This window comes from Ensifer sp. (genome assembly GCF_035999185.1).
Taxonomy (GTDB): Bacteria; Pseudomonadota; Alphaproteobacteria; order Rhizobiales; family Rhizobiaceae; genus Ensifer.
The window spans coordinates 1-22,536 of the sequence record NZ_DASYHB010000114.1 but is presented as its reverse complement, the minus strand read 5'-3'; the positions used below and the strand labels follow the sequence as shown (position 1 = coordinate 22,536).

The window sequence follows — 22,536 nt, the reverse complement described above, 5'->3', positions numbered from 1 at the left end:
AATGAGCGAGGTCAAATCGCACGAATTCGACTCGTTCCTGCAAAAGTCAGCTGGCGTCTACCGCCTGTTCATTCTCTACGGGCCCGATCGCGGGCTCGTATCCGAACGCGCCGCAGCGATCGCATCGCGAACCGGCGTTCCGCTCGACGATCCCTTTTCACTGCTCAAGCTCGACGTCAGCGAATTGACTCAGTCGCCCGGTCGGCTGCTCGACGAGGTCAATTCGATCGGCCTCTTCGGCGGTGAAAAGCTTGTCTGGGTTCGCGGCGCTGCCAATGAGAAGGCGCTTGTCGACGCGCTCCAGATTCTGGCCAACGAACCGCCTTCCGGCAGCTATGTCATTGTTGAAGCTGGCGACCTGAAGAAGGGCGCAGCGCTCCGCAAGATTGGTGAGAGCGCGCGTTCGGTCGCATGCGTCGCGTGCTACAGCGACGACGTGCGCAGCCTGCAAACGCTCATAGACAAGGAACTGGGCGACGAGAAGCTCGCGATCAGTCCGGCGGCACGCCAGCGGCTGGTCGAAGCGCTCGGCGGCGATCGTCTTGCCTCACGCAACGAGCTTCGCAAGCTCGCGCTCTATTGCCGCGGGAAATCCACGGTGGAAGAGGAAGACGTTGTCGATATCGTCGGCGATGCCAGCGCAATTTCCGTCGACGATGCTGTCGACGCGGTCTTGAAGGGCGACCTCGACGGCCTGCTGCATGCAATGCAGAAGATCACCACATCGAAAACACCGGCCTTTCTTGTGCTGCAGGCCTGCCTGCGACAGTTCCAGCAGCTCGACGTGATGCGCGCCGAAATGGATGCGAGCCGACAGCAAGCGGGACAGGTGATTGCGACGCTCGGGCGCGGCCTGCATTTCCGGCGCAAGCCGATCGTCGAGGCGGCGCTGAAGCACTGGTCATCGCCTGCGATACGGCGCGAACTCAACCGCCTGCAGACCACCATCTACCAAAGCCGCAGTCGCGCGAGCCTCGAAGAGAGCCTGGTGTTGCAGAACCTGATGGCAATTGCCGTGCAATCGGCCAGGCGATAACCGCGCCCACACCCGTCTTTCCGCATCATGTGGAACGCGCCTTCCCGTACAGCCACTGCGGCTTCCCGTAGAAGCTCAGCCACAGAACAACATCAACATCCAGGCCTTCGCACGACAACGACATGCGTGCGGTTCACATGGCCGCCGCGTGTCCAGCGATAGTCTCGCCGTCGTCGTTGATGACATGTGCGCAGCTAAGGCTCGCGCCCGTGGTCTCTGCGACGGACATCGGTCGCCATATAGTGCCTTAAAAACATAATGTTAAGCCGCGCCACGCATTGCGTGACGCGGCTTTGCCCAATGCTGATAAGATGCGGCCGCGGGTCGCGCTAGCGGCGCTCGAGCAGGCGGCAGATCTCCTCGAGCTGGTCGAGCGTCTTGTAGGCGATACGCAGATGACCGCCCGATGCCTTGTGGTTGACGGTCACTTCCAGTCCGAGGCTGTCGGAGAGCGTGCGTTCCAGGGCCAGTGTGTCGGCGTCCTTCTCGTCACGACGGGCAGCCTTGCCATAATTCGGGTCGTTCTGGGCACGGATGTCGTTCTGCGCGATCCGCTCGGCATCGCGAACAGAAAGGCCCTTGGCGATGATCGAACGGGCGAGGGTGGCCGGATCGGAGGTGGGTATCAGCGCGCGCGCATGCCCGGCCGACAATGTGCCTTCCGACAGCATGTCGCGCACCGGCTCCGGCAGTTTCAGCAGCCGCAGGCTGTTGGCCACATGGCTCCGGCTCTTGCCGATGATTTCGCCGAGATCATTCTGCGTATATCCATGCTCGGCGATCAGCTGCTCATAACCGAGCGCCTCGTCAAGTGGATTGAGGTCAGAGCGTTGAACGTTTTCGACGATCGCAATTTCGAGCGCCGTGCGATCATCGACGTCACGAACGATTACCGGAATTTCTGTGAATCCGGCTAACTGTGCAGCACGCCACCGGCGTTCACCGGCAATGATTTCGTAGCGGTCGATGCCAATCGTGCGGGCAACCACCGGCTGGACGATACCGTGCTGGCGGATCGAATTGGCCAGGTCCTGAAGTTCAGCCTCGTCAAACTGGCGACGCGGATTGCGCGGGTTGCGCGACACGAATTCGATCGGCACGCGCCGATCTGGATTGACCGGGGCGGGAGCGGCTGCGCCCGCCTGCAGTGGCTGATCCATTTCGCCGATCAGCGCGGCCAATCCGCGACCAAGCCGTCTTTTCGAGCTATCGTCGTTCATATCGTCACCCGATTTATATTACGCTACCGAAATGGTCACGCCGCTTTGCGCTGGCGCTCACGCTGGATTACTTCCGAAGCCAGCTGCAGATAGGCCTGGCTGCCGGCGCACTTCAGATCGTAGAGGATCGCCGGCTTGCCGTAGGAGGGAGCCTCGGAAACCCGCACGTTGCGGGGGATCAGCGTGTGATAGACCTTATCGCCAAGATGGGTGCGCACATCGCTCACCACCTGCTGCGCGAGGTTGTTGCGTGAATCAAACATCGTCAGCACGATGCCCTGAATATCCAGCGCCGGATTCACCGATCGACGAACCTGATCCACCGTCTCCAGCAGCTGGCTAAGCCCCTCAAGCGCGAAAAACTCGCACTGCAGCGGCACCAGAACCGAATGCGCCGCCGCCATCGCGTTCATCGTCAAGAGATTGAAGGACGGTGGGCAATCGACGAGTACATAGGAATACTCCATCGCCGCTGGGCTGACCAAGGCCTTGCGCAGACGGAAGACGCGATCCGGCTCCTGCGAAATCTCCATCTCGACGCCAAGCAGGTCCATCGTCGACGGGATGATCGCCAGATTGGGCACGGCGGTTTGTTGCGCGATATCACCGATACCGTGCGATCCCATCATCAACTCATAGGACGACAGATTGCGATCACGCCGCTGAATACCCAATCCGGTGCTGGCATTGCCCTGCGGGTCGAGATCGACGATCAGAACCCGCTCACCGATGGCAGCCAACGCAGTTGCCAGATTGATGGCGGTGGTGGTCTTGCCGACGCCGCCCTTCTGATTTGCGATTGTGATAATTCGATTTTTTGCGCCAAACATCTTCCCGCTCGCCGATCACTGAACCTTGCGCGACAGATTTGCGATCTCGAGCACCATAGAATCCGGCTCGACGACGCTTGGATGTTTTACCAGATCAAACTGATAGCGGCCAACGGCTTTGTCGATTTCGCGTTCGTAATCCCGCCCTTTGTGAAAATAGGCGACCGCTTTGCGCTCATCGGCCATCATCCAGGGTGCCGAATAGTCGAGCAGAAGGGTCAAGTCGGCAAGCGCGCGGGCCGAAACCGCGTCCGCATGGGGAATCACCGCGCCCGCATCCTCGATTCGGATCGGATGAACCGAACCACGCGCACCGGTCTCTGCCAGTGCGACGCGCAGGAACGCCGCCTTCTTGTTGTTGCTCTCAACGAGATGGACCCAACCATCGGCGAATTCGGAGAGGTAGATAGCGGTGATGATCCCCGGGAAACCACCACCACTCCCGAGATCGACCCAGGTCCTGGGGCCCGGGCAAAGCTGCACCAGCTGTAAGCTATCGACGATGTGCCTGCGCCAGAGATCCTCGACGGTCGACGGCGCCACGAGGTTGATTGCCTTCGCCCACTTCTGGAATAGCCGGGCAAAATGCTCGAGCCGTTCATTCGTTTCACGTGAAACACGCAGTCCGTTCAACACATCGATTGGACTCGCTTTCATTGTGCACTTACCTTCTCTTCACGTTCTGCGCTGCTACGGTTCTGGCGCTTGAGCCAGGCAAGGATGAGGGATGCCGCCGCTGGCGTCATGCCGTCAACTTTCAACGCCTGCGAAAGATTCCGCGGCGCCTGCTGCTTGAGTTTCTGCTTCAGCTCATTGGACAGACCCGAGAGCACGTCAAAATCAAACTCGTCCGGAATGACGAGATTTTCTTCCCGACGGATGCCGGCAATGTCCGCAGCCTGACGGTCCATGTAGACCGCGTAGGCAGCATCAATTTCCAGCGCCTCAACGACGCGCGGACCGATCGCCGACAATTCCGGCCAGATCGGCAAAAGACCGCCGATCGTTTGATCGGGGTACGAAAGAATCTCGTAGGCTGTGCGCCGTTGGCCATCCTGGTTGAGTTTGAGGCCATGCCGTGCCCCTTCCGCGGGCGTCAGCGACAACCCCTTCAACAGCTGGCGGCCCTCATCGAAGCGCGCCCGCCAGTCGACAAAGCGGTCACGGCGTGCGTCGGAAATGCACCCGAGCTGCATCGCCAGAGGCGTCAACCGCGCATCGGCGTTGTCGGCTCGAAGCGAAAGCCGATACTCCGCACGGGAGGTAAACATGCGATAGGGTTCGGTAATACCACGCGACGTCAAATCGTCGATCATCACGCCGATGTAGGAATCCGTTCGGCTGAAGACGACCTCCGGTCGATCGGTCGCCAAGAGCGCCGCGTTCAGCCCAGCAACCAGACCCTGGGCACCGGCTTCTTCATAACCCGTCGTTCCGTTGATCTGCCCGGCCAGGAAGAGACCCGGCATCTTGCGCACCGCCAGGGTTGCGTTCAACTCGCGCGGATCCACATGATCATACTCGATCGCATAGCCAGGCTGCAGGATCGACACATGTTCCAGTCCCGGGATCGTTCGAATGAACGCCTCCTGGATATCGGCCGGAAGCGAGGTCGAGATTCCGTTCGGATAGATGGTATCGTCATCGAGCCCTTCCGGCTCCAGGAAGATCTGGTGACCGTCACGCTCGCCAAAGCGCACGATCTTGTCCTCGATCGACGGGCAATAGCGCGGACCGACGCCTTCGATCTGGCCCGAATACATCGCTGATTTGCCGATGTTGTCGGCGATGATCTTGTGCGTCGCCTCGATGGTGCGTGTCACACCACAATCGATCTGACGGTTCTGAATGTGGTCGGTCATAAAGGAAAACGGTACGGGATCCGCGTCCGGGCCCTGCCGTCCGACGCGGTCCCAATCGACAGTGCGTCCATCGAGACGCGCCGGGGTGCCCGTCTTCAGACGGCCGAGCTTGAGGCCAAAGCGTTGCAGAGTGCCGGATAGACCGACGGAGGGTTCTTCACCAACGCGGCCGGCAGGGATCTTCTGATCGCCGATATGGATCAGCCCCTTCAGAAATGTGCCTGTTGTCAGGACCACGGAGCTCGATGCAAACGTCCGGCCGTCCTTCATGACGACCCCGCGGACCTTGCCCTCCAATTCGATCAGGTCGAAGGCGTCCCCCTCAATGACCGTCAAGTTGGCGATGGCACTGATTTCGCGCTGCATGGCTTCGCGGTAGAGGCGCCGGTCAGCCTGTGTGCGCGGACCTCGGACTGCAGGACCCTTGCGTCGGTTCAGCAGGCGAAACTGAATTCCACCTGCGTCAGCAACACGTCCCATCAGTCCGTCCATGGCATCAATTTCACGAACAAGGTGTCCCTTGCCGAGACCGCCGATGGCAGGATTGCAGGACATTACGCCGATGGTCGACGCTTTGTGCGTTATCAGTGCCGTTTGCGCACCGAGGCGTGCGGCAGCTGCGGCCGCTTCGCAACCGGCGTGGCCGCCACCAATGACAATAACGTCAAACTGCATCATAGCTTCATATCTCCAAGCCGGTGCGCCTTTGCACCGGCGCGAATCGTTTCACGTGAAACACCGCGAAGGACTCGCAAACGTTGTATCGTTGTTTCCACAGACTATTTTCCGATACAGAATTCGGAAAATATCACATCCAATAGGTTCTCGACATCCACACGGCCGGTAATTCGTCCGATTGCGTCGCCAGCCAGGCGCAACTGCTCGGCGCGGATATCAAGACCCTGATGCAAGTCCACCAGGCTGTCTTCGATCGCCCGGTGCGCCTGCCGCAAGCTGTCCACATGCCGCCGCCGCGACGGAAGGGATAGGGACGTGCGGTCACTCAGATCCGGGAGGTGGGCCGCAATCGCCGTCAACAGTCGATCCATCCCTTCACCCGACCGGGTCGAGATCAGGACGTCAGCTTCGTGGGTGCGCCAGTTGCTCTCGGTGTTGTCGATCTTGGTACCCACACGCACGGCCGGCACACCGTCTGAGACGACGCCGCTCAGGGAATCAAATCCGCGCGGATCATCGGCTAGCAGAAGTATGAGATCGGCTCGCTCGATAATTTCTCGCGCACGACGGATTCCCTCTTGCTCGACGCGCTCATCGGTTTCACGCAACCCGGCAGTATCAAAGAGCTTCACAGAGAATCCGGCTAAGGAAAGGTCTACCGACAACACGTCTCGTGTTGTACCGGCAACTTCGGTCACGATCGCGATATCGCGATTCGCGAGCGCGTTCAGCAAACTCGACTTGCCGGCGTTCGGTTCTCCAGCGATGACAATCTTCAGTCCATCCCGAATGATCTCGGCAATCGGGGCGTCCGCGATATGCGTCGCGATCTCCTGTGCCAAGGCGGACATGTCCTGCCAGATGCGCTCGCTGACGGAGCCTGGCACGTCGTCCTCGTCGGCAAAATCGAGCTCTGCTTCAATCATCGCCCGCGCGTGGGTGAGCCGCTTCGCCCAACCGGCATAGACCTTCGACTGGCCGCCGCCGGAATGCTCGATCGCGAGGCGACGCTGCATCTCGGTCTCGGCAACAATCAAATCCGCGAGCCCCTCAACCTCGACAAGATCCAGCTTGCCGTTCTGAAAGGCACGCCTGGAGAATTCGCCGGCATCTGCGTGACGCAAACCTGGGAATGCTGAGAGCTCGGCAAGCAGCGCATTGACGGCGGCACGGCCGCCATGGATCTGAAACTCACCGCAGTCTTCGCCGGTAAACGACGCTGGGCCGGGAAAATAGAGAACGAGGCCGCTGTCGATGACCAGACCGTTGCGAGACCGAATCGATTTCAGCGATGCGGTCCGCGGCAAGGGGAGTTGGCCGCACAGCGCCTCGAACACCGACGCCGTCTGCGGGCCGCTCACACGCACGACGGCGACGCCGGCGGGCAGCGCACCGCTGGAAAGCGCATAGATCGTGTCCACTGCCATCATTGGTTCACCTGAAGAGAGCGCGGGAGTTGGGCGACCCGCGCCGTCAAAACACCTTGGAAATCATCGAAGTTCCGGACTAGAGCATGTCAATGCGGCGGCGGAAGCTCACGCCGTCGGCAACAGCATCTTGAGGGGTCGGTGTGCTTATGCCGAAACGGGGCCGAAAGATCAAGCTTCGGCTTTAGCATGTTTCACGCGCCCGTCTGTTTCACGTGAATCACCGCAACCGCCAGCGCTCCACGAAATCGTATTCTGGTCGGTTCGTTACGAGACCGATTCGATCGTATTATTGAATCCGGCTAATGAAATTCGCTAAAACGAAAACCGGCCGACAGAAGCCGGCCGGTTCACTATTTCGTTCTTGCTCAACCGAACTCAGGTGTTCATTGAGTCGAAGAAGTCGCCGTTGTTCTTCGTCTGCTTGAGCTTGTCGATCAGGAACTCGATCGCGTCGGTGGTGCCCATCGGCGCCAGAATACGGCGGAGCACGAAGATCTTTTGCAGATCCTGGCGCGGCACCAGCAGGTCTTCCTTACGGGTGCCGGACTTCAGAATGTCCATCGCCGGGAAGATGCGCTTGTCGGCAACCTTGCGGTCGAGGACGATTTCCGAGTTACCGGTGCCCTTGAACTCTTCGAAGATGACTTCGTCCATGCGGCTGCCGGTATCGATCAGCGCCGTCGCGATGATCGTCAGAGAACCGCCTTCTTCGATGTTTCGGGCGGCACCGAAGAAACGCTTCGGGCGCTGCAGGGCGTTGGCGTCGACACCACCGGTCAGGACCTTGCCCGATGAAGGCACAACGGTGTTGTAGGCGCGGCCAAGGCGGGTGATCGAGTCAAGCAGGATGACAACGTCGCGGCCATGTTCAACCAGGCGCTTGGCCTTCTCGATCACCATTTCGGCGACCTGAACGTGACGCGTTGCGGGCTCGTCGAAGGTCGAGGAGACAACCTCGCCCTTTACCGAGCGCTGCATGTCCGTCACTTCTTCCGGACGCTCGTCGATCAACAGAACGATCAGATAACATTCCGGATGGTTGGCGGTGATCGAATGCGCGATGTTCTGCAGCAGCACCGTCTTACCGGTGCGCGGCGGTGCCACGATCAGACCGCGCTGACCCTTGCCGAGCGGAGCGACCAGGTCGATAACGCGAGCGGAGAGATCCTTCGACGTCGGGACGTCGAGTTCCATCTTGAAGCGCTCGTTCGGATAGAGCGGCGTCAGGTTGTCGAAGTGAACCTTGTGCCGGATCTTTTCCGGATCGTCGAAATTGATGGTGTTGACCTTGAGCAGCGCGAAGTAGCGTTCGCCTTCCTTCGGTCCACGGATCGGGCCCTCGACCGTGTCGCCCGTCTTCAGCGAGAAGCGGCGGATCTGGGAAGGCGAGATGTAGATGTCGTCCGGGCCGGGCAGGTAGTTTGCATTGGCAGAGCGCAGGAAGCCGAAGCCGTCCTGCAGCACTTCAACGACGCCTTCACCGATGATCTCGATATCCTGGGCCGCGAGCATCTTGAGGATTGCAAACATCAGCTCCTGCTTGCGCATCGTGCTGGCGTTTTCCACCTCGAGCTCCTCGGCAAAGGCGAGCAGATCGGTCGGCGTCTTGTTCTTGAGTTCTTGTAGCTTCATTTCAGCCATGAAGGATCCATGTTCGGTATGGGGAATGGAGAGATGGCGAGTATTCGTCAGGGAGCTGCAGCTGGGGGGGCAGGCTCTTGTCTTTGTCACAAGCCATGAAGAGGAGATGGGTGAAAATAGCGATTCACGTGAAACCCTGCAAGGGGCTGTCGCAAATTAGAGACGACTATCACAAACGGCAAATCGATTAAATTCAGAAGGGCTTCACCACGACCATGATGACGATCAGGATCATGAGAAGGGTAGGGGCCTCGTTCATCAGCCTCCAGTAGCGGGCGTCGTGCCGGTTCTCGTCGCGCTGGAAGGCACGCACTGCGCGGCTGAAGCGCATGTGGACAACCGTCAACAGCACCACGAACAAGAGCTTCGCGTGCAGCCAGCCACCCTGGAAACCGTAAACGCTCCAGGCGAGATAGAGCCCGAGCACCCAGGAGATCATCATCGCCGGGTTCATGATGACCTTCAAAAGCCGCAGCTCCATCATCTTGAAGGTTTCCGACTGCGCCGATCCCGGCGCAGCGTCGGTGTGGTAGATGAACAGCCGCGGCATGTAGAGCAGGGCGGCCATCCACGACATCACGGCGATGACGTGGAGCGCTTTGATCCAGAGATAGAGATCGTCGGGCTGCCAGAGGAAAAGTCCGCCAAGAAGCGCGACGAAGCAGCCGATCGCAATTGCCGCCCTCATCCGCGCCCTGTTGCCAGGCGCCCGATCGGTCTGCTTCTCCGCCATCATCGCGCTCCGCGAACCCGATCGACCAGCGTCGTCACGTGCTCCGGATCGGCCTGCGGAGTGATGCCATGGCCCAGATTGAAGATCAGCGGTCCATCACCGAGCGCGTCAAGAATGCGGTCGATGCCTTCCTCAAGTGCTGCGCCGCCCGCGACGACCCGCATCGGATCAAGATTGCCTTGAACCGGCCCCTCCTTCTGCAGGTCTCTCGCAAAGGAAAGCGGCACGGTCCAGTCGAGACCGATAGCGTCGGCGCCAGTTGATTGCCGGTATCCGGCAAGCAGCTGTCCAGCCCCCTTGGCAAAGGCGATAATCTTCGCATTGGGCCTTTGCGCCCGCACGGAAGCGATGATCCGCTGCACAGGCTTGACCGCGAAGCGTGCAAATTCCTCCTCGCCGAGAACACCTGCCCAGGAATCGAAGATCTGCACCGCATCGGCACCCGCATCGATCTGCCGTACGAGATAGTCGGCCGACACATCTGCGAGGAAGGACAGCAGATGATCGAAAGCCTCGGGGTTCTTGTAGGCGAAGAGACGGGCAGGGGCCTGGTCCGGCGTTCCCTGTCCGGCGATCATGTAGGTCGCAACCGTCCAGGGAGCGCCACAGAAGCCCAGCAGCGTCGTTTCAGCGGGCAATTGAGCCCTCAACCGCGACACAGTCTCGAAAACCGGTGAAAGGTGCTTAGCGACGCCCTCTGGCTTCAGGCTGCGGATGCCGTCGACATCGATCGGATCCATGCGCGGTCCATGCCCTTCCTCAAAGCGAACATTCCGCTTCAGAGCATCGGGAATGACCAGGATATCGGAAAACAGGATGGCGGCATCGAAGGCATATCGCCGGATCGGCTGCAACGTCACTTCGACGGCGAGATCCGGCGTGTAGCAGAGATCGAGAAAGCTTCCGGCTGTGGCGCGCGTCGCACGATATTCCGGCAGGTAGCGACCGGCCTGGCGCATGAGCCAGATCGGAGGCGGTGTCACGGTCTTCCCTGCCAAAACCTCCAGAACCTTTCTGCGCGTTTCGGTCACGGATCATCTCTCCCAATCTAAAATCAAAGATATTTAGAAGGTTTCTATTTCTTAGAGTCGGTGGGTATCAAGGATTAAAACAAGCCACGCATTTATCCACGACGCGCGATCGCGGCGCTTCTGGAAAGGAGAGGGAAAGCGTGCTTTGGAAAACCATCGTGGAAAGGCGCAGAAACGCTTTTTGAATCAGCGCATTACGAAACGGCGAAATTTTGCCGCAGCTGTGGATAGCTGGTCGATAAGCGTGACACTTTGTCCCCGCCGCGAGTCTTTTCCACATTTGCCACGGAACCATTTCCGCGACTGCGCCAATTGTGAATAAGTCGGCTGTTTTCCACTTGCCTGGGTCAGCGCCGCGTCGTTAGCTGTCTTTTATCCCGGCTTATCAACAGCAGCAGGAGAATTGCGTGGAGAACAAGAAAAACTACTTCCACCTTCACCTGATTTCGGACTCAACGGGCGAGACTCTCATCGCCGCGGGGCGCGCCGCAGCCGCTCAATTTCAGAGCTCTCACGCGCTCGAACACGTCTATCCGCTGATCCGCAACCGCAAACAATTGCTCCAGGTCCTGGATGCGATCGACGGTGCGCCCGGCATCGTGCTCTACACGATCGTCGACCGTGAACTCGCCGACGTGATCGATCGTCGCTGCCGCGACATGGGCGTGCCTTGCGTCTCGGTGCTCGACCCGATCATCGACCTTTTCCAGTCCTATCTCGGTTCACCCTCGCGGCGGCGCTCCGGTGCACAGCACGTGATGGACGCCGAGTACTTCGCCCGCATCGACGCACTCAATTTCACCATGGACCATGATGACGGTCAGCTGCCCGCCGATTTCGACGAGGCCGACGTGGTTCTCGTCGGCATCAGCCGGACGTCGAAGACGCCAACCAGCATCTATCTGGCCAACCGCGGCATCAAGACCGCCAATATTCCGATCGTGCCGGGCGTGCCGTTGCCCGAGCGGTTGATGGAGGCGACGAAGCCGCTCGTGGTTGGGCTGATTGCGACGGCCGACCGTATTTCACAGGTGCGACAGCACCGCGTGCTCGGAACGACGCAGGGCTTTCATGGCGATCAATACACGGACAGGGCCTCGATTACCGAAGAGCTGAAATATGCGCGGTCGCTGTGTGCCCGCAACAATTGGCCGGTCATCGATGTCACCCGCCGTTCGATAGAGGAAACCGCCGCGGCAATCGTTGCCCTGCGTCCACGTCTGCGCTAGAGCGGAATCGAACAATTCGGGAACCTGAAAGATGACATCTTCGCTCGTCCTGGCTTCGGCCAGCCCGTTTCGTCGGGCGCTTCTGGAAAATGCTGGCCTCGCCTTCGAGGCGAGGGCTGCCCGGATCGATGAGCGCGCACTGGAAAAGCCGCTTGAGGATGCGGGTGCCGCCCCCGAAACCGTCGCGCTGGAATTGGCGGAAGCCAAGGCGCGCGACGTCGCCCGTCATGTCTCAGGGGCCTTGGTGATCGGCTCCGACCAGACGATGTCGCTCGGATCGCGGGTCTATCACAAGCCGAAAGATATGGCCGAGGCAGCCGAACATCTGCTTTCGCTCTCGGGAAAGACCCATCGCTTGAACAGCGCCATCGTGCTTGTTCGCGATGAAGAGGTGGTCTGGAGACATGTGTCATCCGCAGAGATGTCGGTGCGCACGCTGACGGCTGCGTTTATCGCGCAACATCTGGAGCGTGTCGGCGAAAAGGCGCTCTCAAGTGTCGGCGCCTATCAGCTCGAGGGCGAGGGGATCCAACTCTTCGAAAAGATCGAGGGCGACTACTTCACCATCCTCGGTCTACCGATGCTGCCGCTGCTCGCAAAACTCCGTGAACTGGGAACGATCGATGCGTGATTCACGTGAAACATTTGTTAACCACGCCTTCGTCACCGGCTATCCGATCAAGCATTCGCGGTCGCCTCTTATCCACGGCTATTGGCTGAAACAGCTCGGCCTTCTCGGTAGCTACCGCGCCCACGAAGTCGAACCGCAGAAGTTTGCCGCCTTCATTGCCAGTCTCAAGGACGGGGCATCTGGCTTCATCGGCGGCAATGTCACGATCCCCCACAAGGAGATGGCCTGTCGCCTGGCGGACCGACCGGACGAACTCAGTCAGGAACTCGGCGCCGCCAACACGCTGTGGCTTGCGGACGGCGAGGTGCACGCCACCAACACCGACGGCCGCGGCTTCGTTGCCAATCTCGACGAACGATCGGCCGGCTGGGACCGGACATCGACGGCAGTGGTTCTGGGCGCCGGCGGTGCCAGCCGCGCCATCATCCAGGCGGTTCGCGACCGCGGCATCAAGACGATCCATGTCGTCAATCGCACCGTCGAACGCGCGCGAGAACTTGCCGACCGCTTCGGCCCGGCGGTTGAGGCGCATCCGATGGGTGCGCTGAAAGAAGTGATGGCCGGCGCTGGTCTTTTCATCAACACGACCTCGCTCGGAATGGATGGGAACGAGGCGCCCGAGATCGATTTCGGCATCATGGCGCCCGGCGCGGTCGTGACCGACATCGTCTATGTGCCTTTGAAGACACCGATCCTCGCTCAGGCCGAGCGCCAGGGTTTTGCAATCGTCGATGGCCTGGGCATGCTCCTGCACCAGGCCGTGCCCGGGTTCGAACTCTGGTTCGGCTGTCGGCCGAGCGTCGATGCGGCGCTTCGGCAAATCATCATCGATGACATGGACAGGCACGGATGATCGTCGTCGGGCTCACAGGTTCAATCGCCATGGGCAAGTCGACGGCGGCACAGATGTTTCGTGATCTCGGCGTGCCGGTCAACGATGCCGACGAGGTGGTGCACGATCTTTATCGCGGCGAGGCGGTTGCGCCAGTCGAGGCGGCCTTTCCCGGCGTTACGAAAGACGGAACGGTCGATCGGGCGGAATTGTCGCGCCAGCTCATGAAGACGCCGGAGCGGCTCCCCGAACTCGAGGCAATTGTCCATCCGCTGGTGCGCCAGGCGGAACAGGCGTTCCTTGCCCGCAATAAGGCGGCAGGCGCGCCCTTCGTCGTCCTGGATATCCCGCTGCTATTCGAGACCGGAGCGGACAGCCGGGTCGATCGCATCGCTGTGGTGACCTGCTCGGCCGAACTCCAGCGCGAAAGGGCATTGAAACGCCCGGGAATGACCGAGGAAAAACTGGCGATGATCCTTGCGCGACAGGTTCCCGACAGCGAAAAGCGTAAACGCGCCGACTACATTATCGATACGAGCGACAGCTTCGACATCACCCGCGCACAGGTGAAGAGCATCGTCGACAAGCTTGTAGCCAGCAACGGAGACGCGGATGCGTGAGATCATCTTCGATACGGAAACGACCGGCCTCGACAATCGCGAAGACCGGGTGATCGAAATCGGCGGCGTCGAACTCGAAAATCAGTTTCCGACCGGGCGCACCATCCACATCTTCATCAATCCCGGCAATCGGAAGGTCCATCCGGATGCACTCGCCATCCATGGGATCACCGACGACTTCCTGAAGGACAAACCCCCCTTCGCCGACGTCGTTGAAGAGATCCTCGAATTTTTCGGCGACGCGCGCTGGGTCGCGCACAACGCCACCTTCGACATGGGCTTCGTCAACGCAGAACTTGCGCGGCTGGGAATGCCGCCGATCGCCGTCGATCGTGTGACGGACACGCTTTCACTCGCCCGCCGCAAGCATCCGATGGGCCCGAATTCGCTCGATGCACTTTGCCGTCGTTACGGCATCGACAATTCGCATCGTGCAAAACACGGGGCACTGCTCGACTCCGAGCTGCTCGCCGAAGTCTATATCGAGATGATCGGCGGCCGCCAGGCGGCCCTCGGTCTCGTATCGAGCAAGTCGGACGGCCAGTCGATCGAACTCGACGATGCGCCGATCACCATCGGGCAGCGTCCGCGGCCCCTGCCGAACCGGCTATCGGAAGCCGATCTTGCCGCGCATGCGGCGCTGATCGCGAAGATGGGCGCCAAGGCGATCTGGGCAAAATACGAACCGCAGGAATGAAGCAGTGAAACAGGCATGAAAAAGCCCGGCGCGATGGCCGGGCTTTTTGTTTCTCAGCGATGCTGATCCCGGATCAGTTCGCAGTCTCGTTCGAAACCTGGGCGCGAACCTTTTCTTCGGCCATGCGCTGGGCGAACATCTGCGCGAAATCGATCGGGTCGATCATCAGCGGCGGGAAGCCGCCGTTGCGGGTCGCGTCGGCAACGATCTGGCGCGCGAACGGGAACAGCAGGCGCGGGCACTCGATGAAGAGCAGCGGCAGCATGTGCTCCTGCGGGAAACCGGCAACGCGGAAGACGCCGCCATAGGCAAGCTCGACGTTGAACAGTACGCGGTCACCGTCCTTTGCCTCGGCGTTCAGCGAGAGAACGACGTCGAAATCGTTTTCTGCGAGCGGGTTGGCGTTGACGTTGACGTTGATGTTGATCGACGGCGCCTTGTCACGGGCCTGCAGCGAACGCGGGGCGCCCGGATTTTCGAAGGAAAGATCCTTGATGTATTGGGCGAGGATGTTCAGCGTCGGGCTCTGCGCGCTGCCATTGCCGTTGGATGCGGTATCAGTCGTCATAAGGGTTCCTCGACATAAATTAGGTGAGGCCATCTAGCATTTCGGCCTAGGCCTTACAACCCTGCGGCCCCGGCGCTTTGGCTGGTCGCGCACGCTTGCATCACGAGCCGGGAAGCTGCCGACATACCCCGAAATCTGGGCGATAGAGCGTCGCCGGCCCGGTCTCGCAGACTAACGCCGATGGCGCTCCTCCGTCCCGGGCGGATCCTCGTCGTCCGTCCGCGAGAATTCTCCCTCGTCGAGATCGATGACGCGCGGCGAAGGTCGCGGCTGGCGCGGATCGTTTTGGCCATGCCATCCAGCGCCTGATGCCGTACCGACGATCGTCATCCGTTTGCGAAGATAGGCCGCCACCGCGTTGCGGACGAACGGCAGGAAGAGGAGAAGGCCGATCACGTCGCTGACGAAGCCCGGCACGACGAGCAGGATCGCCGCGACGAACAACAAGGCGCCACCAAGCACCTCTTTGCCCGGATCGCGTCCGGTCTGGGCCGCCTCCTGTACCCGACGAATGACGGTAAATCCCTGGACTCGGAGCAGGATAACGCCGACAAGAGCGCTTGCAAGCACCAGAAGCAGCGTCATCAAAAGGCCGACCTCTCGGCCGACGACGACGAAGCCGGCGATTTCGGCAAGCGGTAGGCCAAGGACGATAAGGGGGATAAGAAGTGAACGCATCTATGCTGCCTGAAACGAAATTTGGCGCCAACTCCCTTGCCAAGGGTGTGACATCGCCATTTGAATGATCTGTTCTTGCGGACTATATGGAATGCTACGAGAAATTCTAACAGCGGTTCAGGGTGGAAATGGGCTCCTTTGACTTCATCACGTTTTTTTTCCTGATCGCCGCCGTGGTCATCTTCCTGCAATTGCGCAGCGTGCTCGGCCGTCGGACCGGAAGCGAACGGCCGCCGTTCGATCCCTATTCGTCGCGAGACATGAGTCAGGGGCCGGAGAACGGCGACAAAGGCAAGGTCGTGCAATTGCCGCGACGCGAGAGTGCTGAAGAGGACGCGGGGCGCTACGAAACGATTGATGCCTTTGCCAAGGCGGGAACGACGCTGAACACGCAATTGCGTGCGGTCAGTGACGCGGATCCGAGTTTTGATCCGAAGGAATTCGTCAACGGCGCAAAGATGGCCTACGAGATGATCGTCATGGCTTTTGCCGACGGAGACCGCAAGACGCTCAAGAACCTGCTGTCGCGCGAGGTCTATGAAGGTTTCGACGCGGCGATCACCGATCGCGAGCGTAAGGGCGAGGTGGTGAAGTCCACCTTTGTCGGCATCGACAAGGCCGACATTATCCATGCCGAGGTCAAGGACAGTGAAGAGAACATCACGGTCCGGATCGTCAGCCAGCTGATTTCCGCCACCTACGACAAGCAGGGTGGCCTGATAGACGGTGATGCCGAATCGGTTGCGGAGGTCAACGACCTCTGGACTTTCGCCCGTGATATCCGCTCGCGGGATCCGAACTGGAAGCTGATCGCGACCGAATCCGAAAACTGAGCGGACGCGGTACCCCCATGTCTTATCGACTTGAGCCAGCCCGTTTCGCCGACCTGCCAGGCTGGCACCAGGATGATCCGACGGCGGTGATCGATGCGATGCGCCGCTGTCACAAGCATGTCTCGACGGTCAAGGCCTATCGCACCGGCTCTCTCGGGATTTCGGTCGCAGATCTGCTGCCGGCTCTTGGCGCTTCGGCAGCGGATGTGGACACGGGCGAAGGTGCGCGCGCCTTCTTCGAAGAGCATTTCGTGCCTTTCCGCATCATTCCAGAAACCGGTCCCGGATTTGTGACGGCTTTCTACGAGCCTGAGATCGAGGTTCGTGCCGAAGCGGATGATACCTACCGCTTTCCCCTTTATCGCCGGCCGGAGAACCTGGTCGATGTCGACGAGAGCAACCGGCCCGAAGGCATGGATCCCTACTTCGCCTTTGGTCTCTTGGAAGAGGGGCGCGTCAGCGAGCATCCGGACCGGCGGGCAATCGAGCAGGGCTACCTTGCCGGACGCGGGCTGGAGATCGCCTATGCGAAATCGAAAGTCGACGTGTTCTTCGTGCATGTGCAAGGCGCGGCCCGCCTCGTCTATCCCGATGGAAAGCGCCGCCGGATCACCTATTCCGCCAAGACAGGTCATTACTTCTCGCCGATCGGCAAACTGCTGATCGATCGCGGCAGGATCGATGCCGCGACGGTCTCGATGATGAGCATTCGTGGCTGGCTCGAGGCGCATCCCGATGAAGTCGACGAAGTCCTCTGGCACAACCGGTCATTCATCTTCTTCCGCGAGGCGGAGGTCGGGGATGAGCGGCTGGGACCGATCGCCGCCGCCAAGGTGTCGCTCGAGCCGGGTCGTTCCCTGGCGGTGGATCGCCTGATCCACACCTTCGGCGTCCCGTTCTACATCGCGAGCGAGAGCTTGACGCGCCTGGATGAAGGAAAGCCCTTTCAGCGCCTGATGCTCGCGCTTGATACCGGGTCGGCGATTGTCGGCCCTGCGCGCGGCGATATCTTCACCGGCTCGGGATTTGACGCGGGTGAGCGGGCCGGAGCGGTTCGCAACGCAGCAGACTTCTATGTCTTCGTTCCCAAGGCGGCCGCGACACGATACGGCCATGGCTAAGGACAGGAAACTCTCGGCCGAGGATCGCATTCTCTGGGGCAAGGTTGCCCGCTCGACGAGGCCGATGCCGGGTCGGCTCGACGAACTCATGGGCATGCTGGTCGAAGACGATCGGCCAAAAGCCATGGACGAGCCGAAGGCCAAGCTGCCGCAACCGACCGCTGCCGTCGAGCAACCGGGTATCGCGCTGACGAAGAAGACCGGTGACAAGCTACATCATCCGCTTGAAAAGCCGGTCAAACGCAAGCTTGCCAAGGGACGTTTGACGCTTGAAGCCCGGATCGACCTGCACGGCATGATCCAGAGCGAAGCGCATGGCCTGCTTCTACAGTTTCTCTTGAGGGCACATGAGCGGGGGCTGCGCCATGTGCTGGTGATCACCGGAAAGGGCACTTCGTTTGGCAGTGACGGCGCCTTGAAACGGGCCGTGCCGCTCTGGTTCTCCTTGCCCGAGTTCCGGCCGCTGGTTTCATCCTATGAGGCGGCCGCTCGCAACCATGGGGGCGAGGGCGCACTCTATGTTAGGCTGGCGCGGGTCCGGGGGGCGGCGACGTGACACCGTTCGGCCAGGCGTTGCGCGACCTTCGGCGCCGCAAGGGCGTCTCGCAGAAACAAATGGCGGCGGCAATCGGCGTCTCGGCCGCCTATCTTTCGGCGCTCGAGCACGGAAAGCGCGGTGCGCCGAGCTTCGATTTCCTCCAGCGCGTTGCAGGCTACTTCAACGTGATCTGGGACGAGGCGGAGGAACTGTTCGGTATTGCCAACGTCTCGGCGCCCAAAGTGGTCCTGGACACGTCGGGCTTGACACCTCAGCATACGGCTTTTGCAAACCGGCTCAGCGAAGAGATCCGCGCTTTGTCGGTCGAGACAATCCGCGCTTTGGAAGATGTTTTGGAAAAAGCCACATTTCCTGATAATGACAGGGGATGAATGCCTGTTTCCGGCCGCCGCCTGGGGGTCCGGGATTTGGAACCGTGGACAAATTTCCTATAGTCCGCGAGGCGTCCGAGACGTGATTCGCAACGAATCACCGTGTCCGAAGAACCTGGAAAGACCCGTACCGTATGACCGATACTCCTGAGACCGCAACCGGCGCCAGCGCCGAATATGGTGCCGATTCCATCAAGGTGTTGAAGGGCCTCGATGCCGTACGCAAGCGGCCGGGCATGTATATCGGCGACACCGACGACGGCTCGGGCCTGCACCACATGGTGTATGAGGTCGTGGACAACGCGATCGACGAAGCGCTTGCCGGCCATGCCGACGTCGTCACCGTGACGCTGAACCCCGATGGGTCCGTAACCGTGACCGACAACGGCCGCGGCATCCCGACCGATATCCATAAGGAAGAGGGTGTCTCGGCGGCCGAAGTCATCATGACCCAGCTGCACGCCGGCGGTAAGTTCGACCAGAACTCCTATAAGGTCTCCGGCGGTCTGCACGGCGTGGGCGTGTCGGTGGTCAACGCGCTTTCGGTTTCGCTGAAGCTGAAGATCCGGCGCGCAGGCAAGGTCCATGAAATGAGCTTCACCCACGGTGTTGCTGACGGCTCTCTCGCCGTGACCGGCGACGCCGGCGATGCGACCGGGACCGAGGTGACGTTCCTGCCGAGCAGCGAGACCTTCACCAAGACCGATTTCGACTACAACACGCTCGAGCACCGCTTGCGCGAACTCGCGTTTCTGAATTCGGGCGTTCATATCATCCTCACCGACAAGCGCCATTCGGACATCCGCCAGGATGAGATGATGTATGAGGGTGGTCTTGAGGCCTATGTTGCCTATCTCGACCGCGCGAAGAAGCCGTTGGTTCACAAGCCGGTATCGATCCGCGGCGAAAAGGACGGCATCACCGTCGAAGTGGCGATGTGGTGGAACGATAGCTACCACGAAAACGTGCTGTGCTTCACCAACAACATCCCGCAGCGCGACGGAGGCACGCACATGGCGGGCTTCCGCGGCGCGCTGACCCGCCAGGTGACCTCCTATGCCGATACGTCCGGCATCACCAAGCGGGAAAAGGTCACGCTCCAAGGCGAAGACTGCCGCGAAGGCCTGACGGCCGTTCTCTCGGTCAAGGTTCCCGATCCGAAGTTCTCGTCGCAGACCAAGGACAAGCTGGTTTCCTCGGAAGTCCGTCCGGTTGTTGAAAGCCTCGTCAACGAGGCGCTCAGCACCTGGTTCGAAGAGCATCCGACCGAAGCCAAGATCCTGGTCGGCAAGGTCGTCGAAGCGGCTGCTGCCCGCGAAGCTGCCCGCAAGGCCCGTGAACTGACACGCCGCAAGGGTGCGCTCGACATCTCGTCGCTGCCCGGCAAGCTGGCAGACTGCTCCGAGCGCGACCCGGCCAAGTCCGAAGTCTTCCTGGTGGAAGGTGACTCGGCAGGTGGCTCGGCCAAGCAGGGCCGTTCGCGCGAAAACCAGGCGATCCTGCCGCTGCGCGGCAAGATCCTCAACGTCGAGCGCGCGCGCTTCGACAAGATGCTGTCGAGCCAGGAGATCGGCACGCTGATCACCGCACTTGGCACCTCGATCGGCAAGGACGAGTTCAACGCCGACAAGCTGCGCTACCACAAGATCATCATCATGACGGACGCCGACGTCGACGGCGCCCACATTCGCACCCTGCTGCTCACCTTCTTCTTCCGCCAGATGCCGGAACTGATCGAACGTGGCCACATCTACATCGCCCAGCCGCCGCTTTATAAGGTGACGCGCGGCAAGTCGGCGCAGTACCTGAAAAACGAGCAGGCTCTGGAAGATTATCTGATCTCGATGGGCCTCGAAGAAGCGACGCTGGAGCTTGAGTCCGGTGAGGTCCGTGCCGGACAGGACCTGCGCGAGGTCATCAATGACGCGCTGCGCCTGCGCAACCTCATGAACGGGCTTCACTCGCGCTATAACCGGGCGATCGTCGAACAGGCCGCCATTGCCGGCGCGCTAAACGTCGAGCTCAACGGCCAACGCGACGAGTACGAAAAGACCGCTGCGGAGATTGCCCGTCGTCTCGATGTGATCGCCGAAGAAACCGAGCGCGGCTGGACCGGCACCGTTACCACCGAAGGTGGCTTGCGGTTCGAGCGCATGGTCCGCGGCGTCAAGGAAGTCGCGGTGCTCGACATGGCGCTGATCGGTTCGTCCGATGCCCGCCATATCGACCAGTTGGCATCGAAGCTGAAAGAGGTCTATTCGGCGCCGCCGGTGCTGCGTCGCCGCGACGGCACCCAGGAAGTCAGCGGGCCGCGCGCTCTTCTCGACGCGATCTTCGCCGCCGGTCGCAAGGGCCTGTCGATGCAGCGCTACAAGGGTCTTGGCGAAATGAACGCCGAGCAGCTCTGGGAAACGACGCTCGATCCGAACGTGCGTTCGCTGCTGCAGGTCCGCGTCACCGACGCCACCGACGCCGATGGCCTGTTCTCGCGCCTGATGGGCGACGAGGTGGAGCCGCGCCGCGACTTCATCCAGGAAAATGCGCTGAGTGTCGCCAACCTCGACATCTGATCGAGGTCTTTCAGAGACAAAAGAAAAATCCCGGCCTCGCGCCGGGATTTTTGTTAGCGCATGTCACTCAAAAGTGTGCAGCGGTTCCGCGACGACGACGCGCATTAGGCTTCATTCGCCTTTGAATTGGCCTTCGAAGGCAAACTCGCTGACCGGTTTGCGCTGGCTCGGGATTTCCCTTGCGCGCAGGTCGTCCGGAAGCGTCGAGGGGTCGGCGAGCCGCCCGATAGCAACGGCAGCTTCGACCCGATGATGTTCGGGCACGTTCAGCACCTGCATCGCCTTGTCGCGGTCGATGCCCGCCATCCCGTGCGTATGCCAGCCGGCAAGGGAGGCCTGCAAGGCGAGGCTGTACCAGGCCGAGCCCGTGTCGAAGGCATGGGTAAAGGCGTGACGCATTTCCCCGTTCTGGGCCTGGTTGTGTGTCCTTGAAATGACGATCAATAGCGCCGCTGCATCCTTTGCCCAGCGCTGGTTACCCTCGTCGAGAATGTCGAGGAGCACGGGGAAATGTTTCGTGCCACGACGGGCGTAGACGAAGCGCCAGGGTTGCCGGTTGCTCGCGGACGGTGCCCATCGGGCAGCTTCGAAGAAGGAGAGGAGGGTGTTTTCGTCGATTTCTTCGTTGGTGAACGCTCTGGGCGACCAGCGCTCAATAAACATTGCGTCAATCGGATAATCGGCTTTTCTGTTGTCGGTCGCCGTCATGGACATGCCTTTCTCTTCAATCTCGAAATCCTTTCGGCCGCAGCGATTGGTTGATCGCCCGTGGCCCGGTTCACCTCGGACGCTACATGAGGATGGGTCATCATGAAACCGGCTTCGGCACAGCACGTACCGGTCTCAGGAAAGTGAAGAAACCGCGGTTTTGGGTCATTGCCGTTTCTAAGAAAAAAGTTGTATAAGTTCTGTAGATTTCGAGAGAGGACGGATCATGTCGTTTAAAGACCCATCATTGTTTCGCCAGGCAGCCCTCGTCGGAGGCGAGTGGATCGAGGCGGACGCGGCGAACGCGATCGAGGTGAACAACCCGGCGACCGGCGAGATTATCGGCCGCGTGCCGAAGCTTGGCGCCAAGGAAACCAAGGCGGCGATCGAGGCGGCACGGATCGCCCAGAAGGGCTGGGCGGCGCGCACCGCCAAGGATCGCGCCGGGATCTTGCGCAAGTGGTTCGAGCTGATGATCGAGAACAAGGACGATCTCGGCCGCATCCTGACGCTCGAACAGGGCAAGCCGCTGGCGGAAGCCACCGGCGAAATCGTCTATGGCGCAAGCTTCGTCGAGTGGTTCGCCGAAGAGGGGCGCCGGCTCTATGGCGACCTGATCCCCGGCCACCAGCCCGACAAGCGCATCCTCGTCATGAAG

The 22,536-nt window shown here is 60.6% G+C and carries 23 protein-coding genes; 12 read left to right on the top strand and 11 right to left on the bottom strand.

The window, feature by feature from the left end; all coding sequences use genetic code 11:
- The first annotated feature begins 1 nt into the window (after position 1).
- Positions 2-1,036: a DNA polymerase III subunit delta gene (holA, locus tag VGO04_RS13930; protein WP_327496548.1), complete on the top strand. Its 1,035-nt coding sequence runs from the start codon at positions 2-4 to the stop codon at positions 1,034-1,036.
- Positions 1,037-1,365: 329 nt separating this feature from the next.
- Here the strand turns inward: holA and VGO04_RS13925 are convergent, their stop codons facing one another.
- The 8 genes from VGO04_RS13925 to hemE all read right to left on the bottom strand — a co-directional run bounded on the left by VGO04_RS13925 (position 1,366) and on the right by hemE (position 10,461).
- On the bottom strand, positions 1,366-2,256 hold the full coding sequence (locus VGO04_RS13925; protein WP_327496547.1) for a ParB/RepB/Spo0J family partition protein: 891 nt from the start codon (positions 2,254-2,256) through the stop codon (positions 1,366-1,368).
- A 35-nt stretch (positions 2,257-2,291) separates the two neighbouring features.
- On the bottom strand, positions 2,292-3,086 hold the full coding sequence (locus VGO04_RS13920; protein ID WP_327496546.1) for a ParA family protein: 795 nt from the start codon (positions 3,084-3,086) through the stop codon (positions 2,292-2,294).
- 15 nt (positions 3,087-3,101) lie between these two features.
- On the bottom strand, positions 3,102-3,743 hold the full coding sequence (gene rsmG / locus VGO04_RS13915; RefSeq protein WP_327496545.1) for a 16S rRNA (guanine(527)-N(7))-methyltransferase RsmG: 642 nt from the start codon (positions 3,741-3,743) through the stop codon (positions 3,102-3,104).
- A complete protein-coding gene (gene mnmG / locus VGO04_RS13910) occupies positions 3,740-5,626 on the bottom strand; it encodes a tRNA uridine-5-carboxymethylaminomethyl(34) synthesis enzyme MnmG (RefSeq protein ID WP_327496544.1) in 1,887 nt (628 codons plus the stop codon). The genes rsmG and mnmG overlap by 4 nt, the downstream gene beginning before the upstream one ends.
- Positions 5,627-5,727: 101 nt before the next feature.
- Positions 5,728-7,056, bottom strand: a complete 1,329-nt coding sequence (gene mnmE / locus VGO04_RS13905) for a tRNA uridine-5-carboxymethylaminomethyl(34) synthesis GTPase MnmE (RefSeq protein WP_327496543.1) — start codon at positions 7,054-7,056, stop codon at positions 5,728-5,730.
- A gap of 375 nt (positions 7,057-7,431) precedes the next feature.
- The gene (rho, locus tag VGO04_RS13900; RefSeq protein ID WP_089044254.1) at positions 7,432-8,697 is read right to left on the bottom strand and encodes a transcription termination factor Rho; all 1,266 of its coding nucleotides are present in this window, start codon (positions 8,695-8,697) and stop codon (positions 7,432-7,434) included.
- 193 nt (positions 8,698-8,890) lie between these two features.
- Positions 8,891-9,433, bottom strand: coding sequence for a protoporphyrinogen oxidase HemJ (gene hemJ / locus VGO04_RS13895; RefSeq protein ID WP_327496542.1), 543 nt, complete (start codon positions 9,431-9,433; stop codon positions 8,891-8,893).
- Positions 9,430-10,461, bottom strand: a complete 1,032-nt coding sequence (gene hemE, locus VGO04_RS13890) for a uroporphyrinogen decarboxylase (protein WP_327496541.1) — start codon at positions 10,459-10,461, stop codon at positions 9,430-9,432. The genes hemJ and hemE overlap by 4 nt, the downstream gene beginning before the upstream one ends.
- 407 nt (positions 10,462-10,868) lie before the next feature.
- Here hemE and VGO04_RS13885 point away from each other — a divergent pair, with 407 nt between their 5' ends.
- The 5 genes from VGO04_RS13885 to dnaQ are packed head-to-tail and all read left to right on the top strand — an operon-like array spanning position 10,869 to position 14,470.
- Entirely contained in the window at positions 10,869-11,690 is an 822-nt protein-coding gene (locus VGO04_RS13885) for a pyruvate, water dikinase regulatory protein (RefSeq protein WP_327496540.1), read from the top strand.
- Between the two features lie 31 nt (positions 11,691-11,721).
- On the top strand, positions 11,722-12,321 hold the full coding sequence (locus VGO04_RS13880; protein WP_327496539.1) for a Maf-like protein: 600 nt from the start codon (positions 11,722-11,724) through the stop codon (positions 12,319-12,321).
- Entirely contained in the window at positions 12,314-13,174 is an 861-nt protein-coding gene (locus VGO04_RS13875) for a shikimate dehydrogenase (protein ID WP_327496538.1), read from the top strand. The genes VGO04_RS13880 and VGO04_RS13875 overlap by 8 nt, the downstream gene beginning before the upstream one ends.
- Positions 13,171-13,773, top strand: a complete 603-nt coding sequence (gene coaE, locus VGO04_RS13870) for a dephospho-CoA kinase (protein ID WP_327496537.1) — start codon at positions 13,171-13,173, stop codon at positions 13,771-13,773. Before VGO04_RS13875 ends, coaE begins: the two co-directional genes overlap by 4 nt.
- Complete coding sequence (dnaQ, locus tag VGO04_RS13865) at positions 13,766-14,470, top strand: DNA polymerase III subunit epsilon (RefSeq protein ID WP_327496536.1); 705 nt, start codon at positions 13,766-13,768, stop codon at positions 14,468-14,470. Before coaE ends, dnaQ begins: the two co-directional genes overlap by 8 nt.
- Before the next feature lie 73 nt (positions 14,471-14,543).
- On the opposite strand, the gene secB is transcribed toward dnaQ, so the two are convergent.
- On the bottom strand, positions 14,544-15,038 hold the full coding sequence (secB, locus tag VGO04_RS13860) for a protein-export chaperone SecB (RefSeq protein WP_327496535.1): 495 nt from the start codon (positions 15,036-15,038) through the stop codon (positions 14,544-14,546).
- Positions 15,039-15,209: 171 nt separating this feature from the next.
- Positions 15,210-15,716, bottom strand: a complete 507-nt coding sequence (locus VGO04_RS13855; RefSeq protein WP_327496534.1) for an FxsA family protein — start codon at positions 15,714-15,716, stop codon at positions 15,210-15,212.
- 128 nt (positions 15,717-15,844) lie between these two features.
- Here VGO04_RS13855 and VGO04_RS13850 point away from each other — a divergent pair, with 128 nt between their 5' ends.
- The 5 genes from VGO04_RS13850 to gyrB all read left to right on the top strand — a co-directional run bounded on the left by VGO04_RS13850 (position 15,845) and on the right by gyrB (position 21,170).
- Entirely contained in the window at positions 15,845-16,549 is a 705-nt protein-coding gene (locus VGO04_RS13850) for a Tim44/TimA family putative adaptor protein (RefSeq protein WP_327496533.1), read from the top strand.
- Between the two features lie 17 nt (positions 16,550-16,566).
- Positions 16,567-17,670, top strand: a complete 1,104-nt coding sequence (locus VGO04_RS13845) for a murein transglycosylase A (protein WP_327496532.1) — start codon at positions 16,567-16,569, stop codon at positions 17,668-17,670.
- Positions 17,663-18,226 (top strand): Smr/MutS family protein, encoded by a 564-nt coding sequence (locus VGO04_RS13840; protein ID WP_327496531.1) that lies wholly within the window; start codon positions 17,663-17,665, stop codon positions 18,224-18,226. Before VGO04_RS13845 ends, VGO04_RS13840 begins: the two co-directional genes overlap by 8 nt.
- Positions 18,223-18,600 (top strand): helix-turn-helix transcriptional regulator, encoded by a 378-nt coding sequence (locus VGO04_RS13835; RefSeq protein ID WP_327496530.1) that lies wholly within the window; start codon positions 18,223-18,225, stop codon positions 18,598-18,600. Before VGO04_RS13840 ends, VGO04_RS13835 begins: the two co-directional genes overlap by 4 nt.
- 134 nt (positions 18,601-18,734) lie before the next feature.
- Complete coding sequence (gyrB, locus tag VGO04_RS13830; protein ID WP_327496529.1) at positions 18,735-21,170, top strand: DNA topoisomerase (ATP-hydrolyzing) subunit B; 2,436 nt, start codon at positions 18,735-18,737, stop codon at positions 21,168-21,170.
- Positions 21,171-21,281: 111 nt separating this feature from the next.
- Here gyrB and VGO04_RS13825 read toward each other — a convergent pair whose 3' ends face one another.
- Positions 21,282-21,878, bottom strand: coding sequence for a nitroreductase family protein (locus VGO04_RS13825; RefSeq protein ID WP_327496528.1), 597 nt, complete (start codon positions 21,876-21,878; stop codon positions 21,282-21,284).
- Between the two features lie 226 nt (positions 21,879-22,104).
- Between VGO04_RS13825 and VGO04_RS13820 the strand changes: the two genes are divergently transcribed.
- Positions 22,105-22,536, top strand: a 432-nt coding sequence (locus tag VGO04_RS13820) for an aldehyde dehydrogenase family protein (protein WP_327496527.1), incomplete at its 3' end; no start/stop codon positions are given.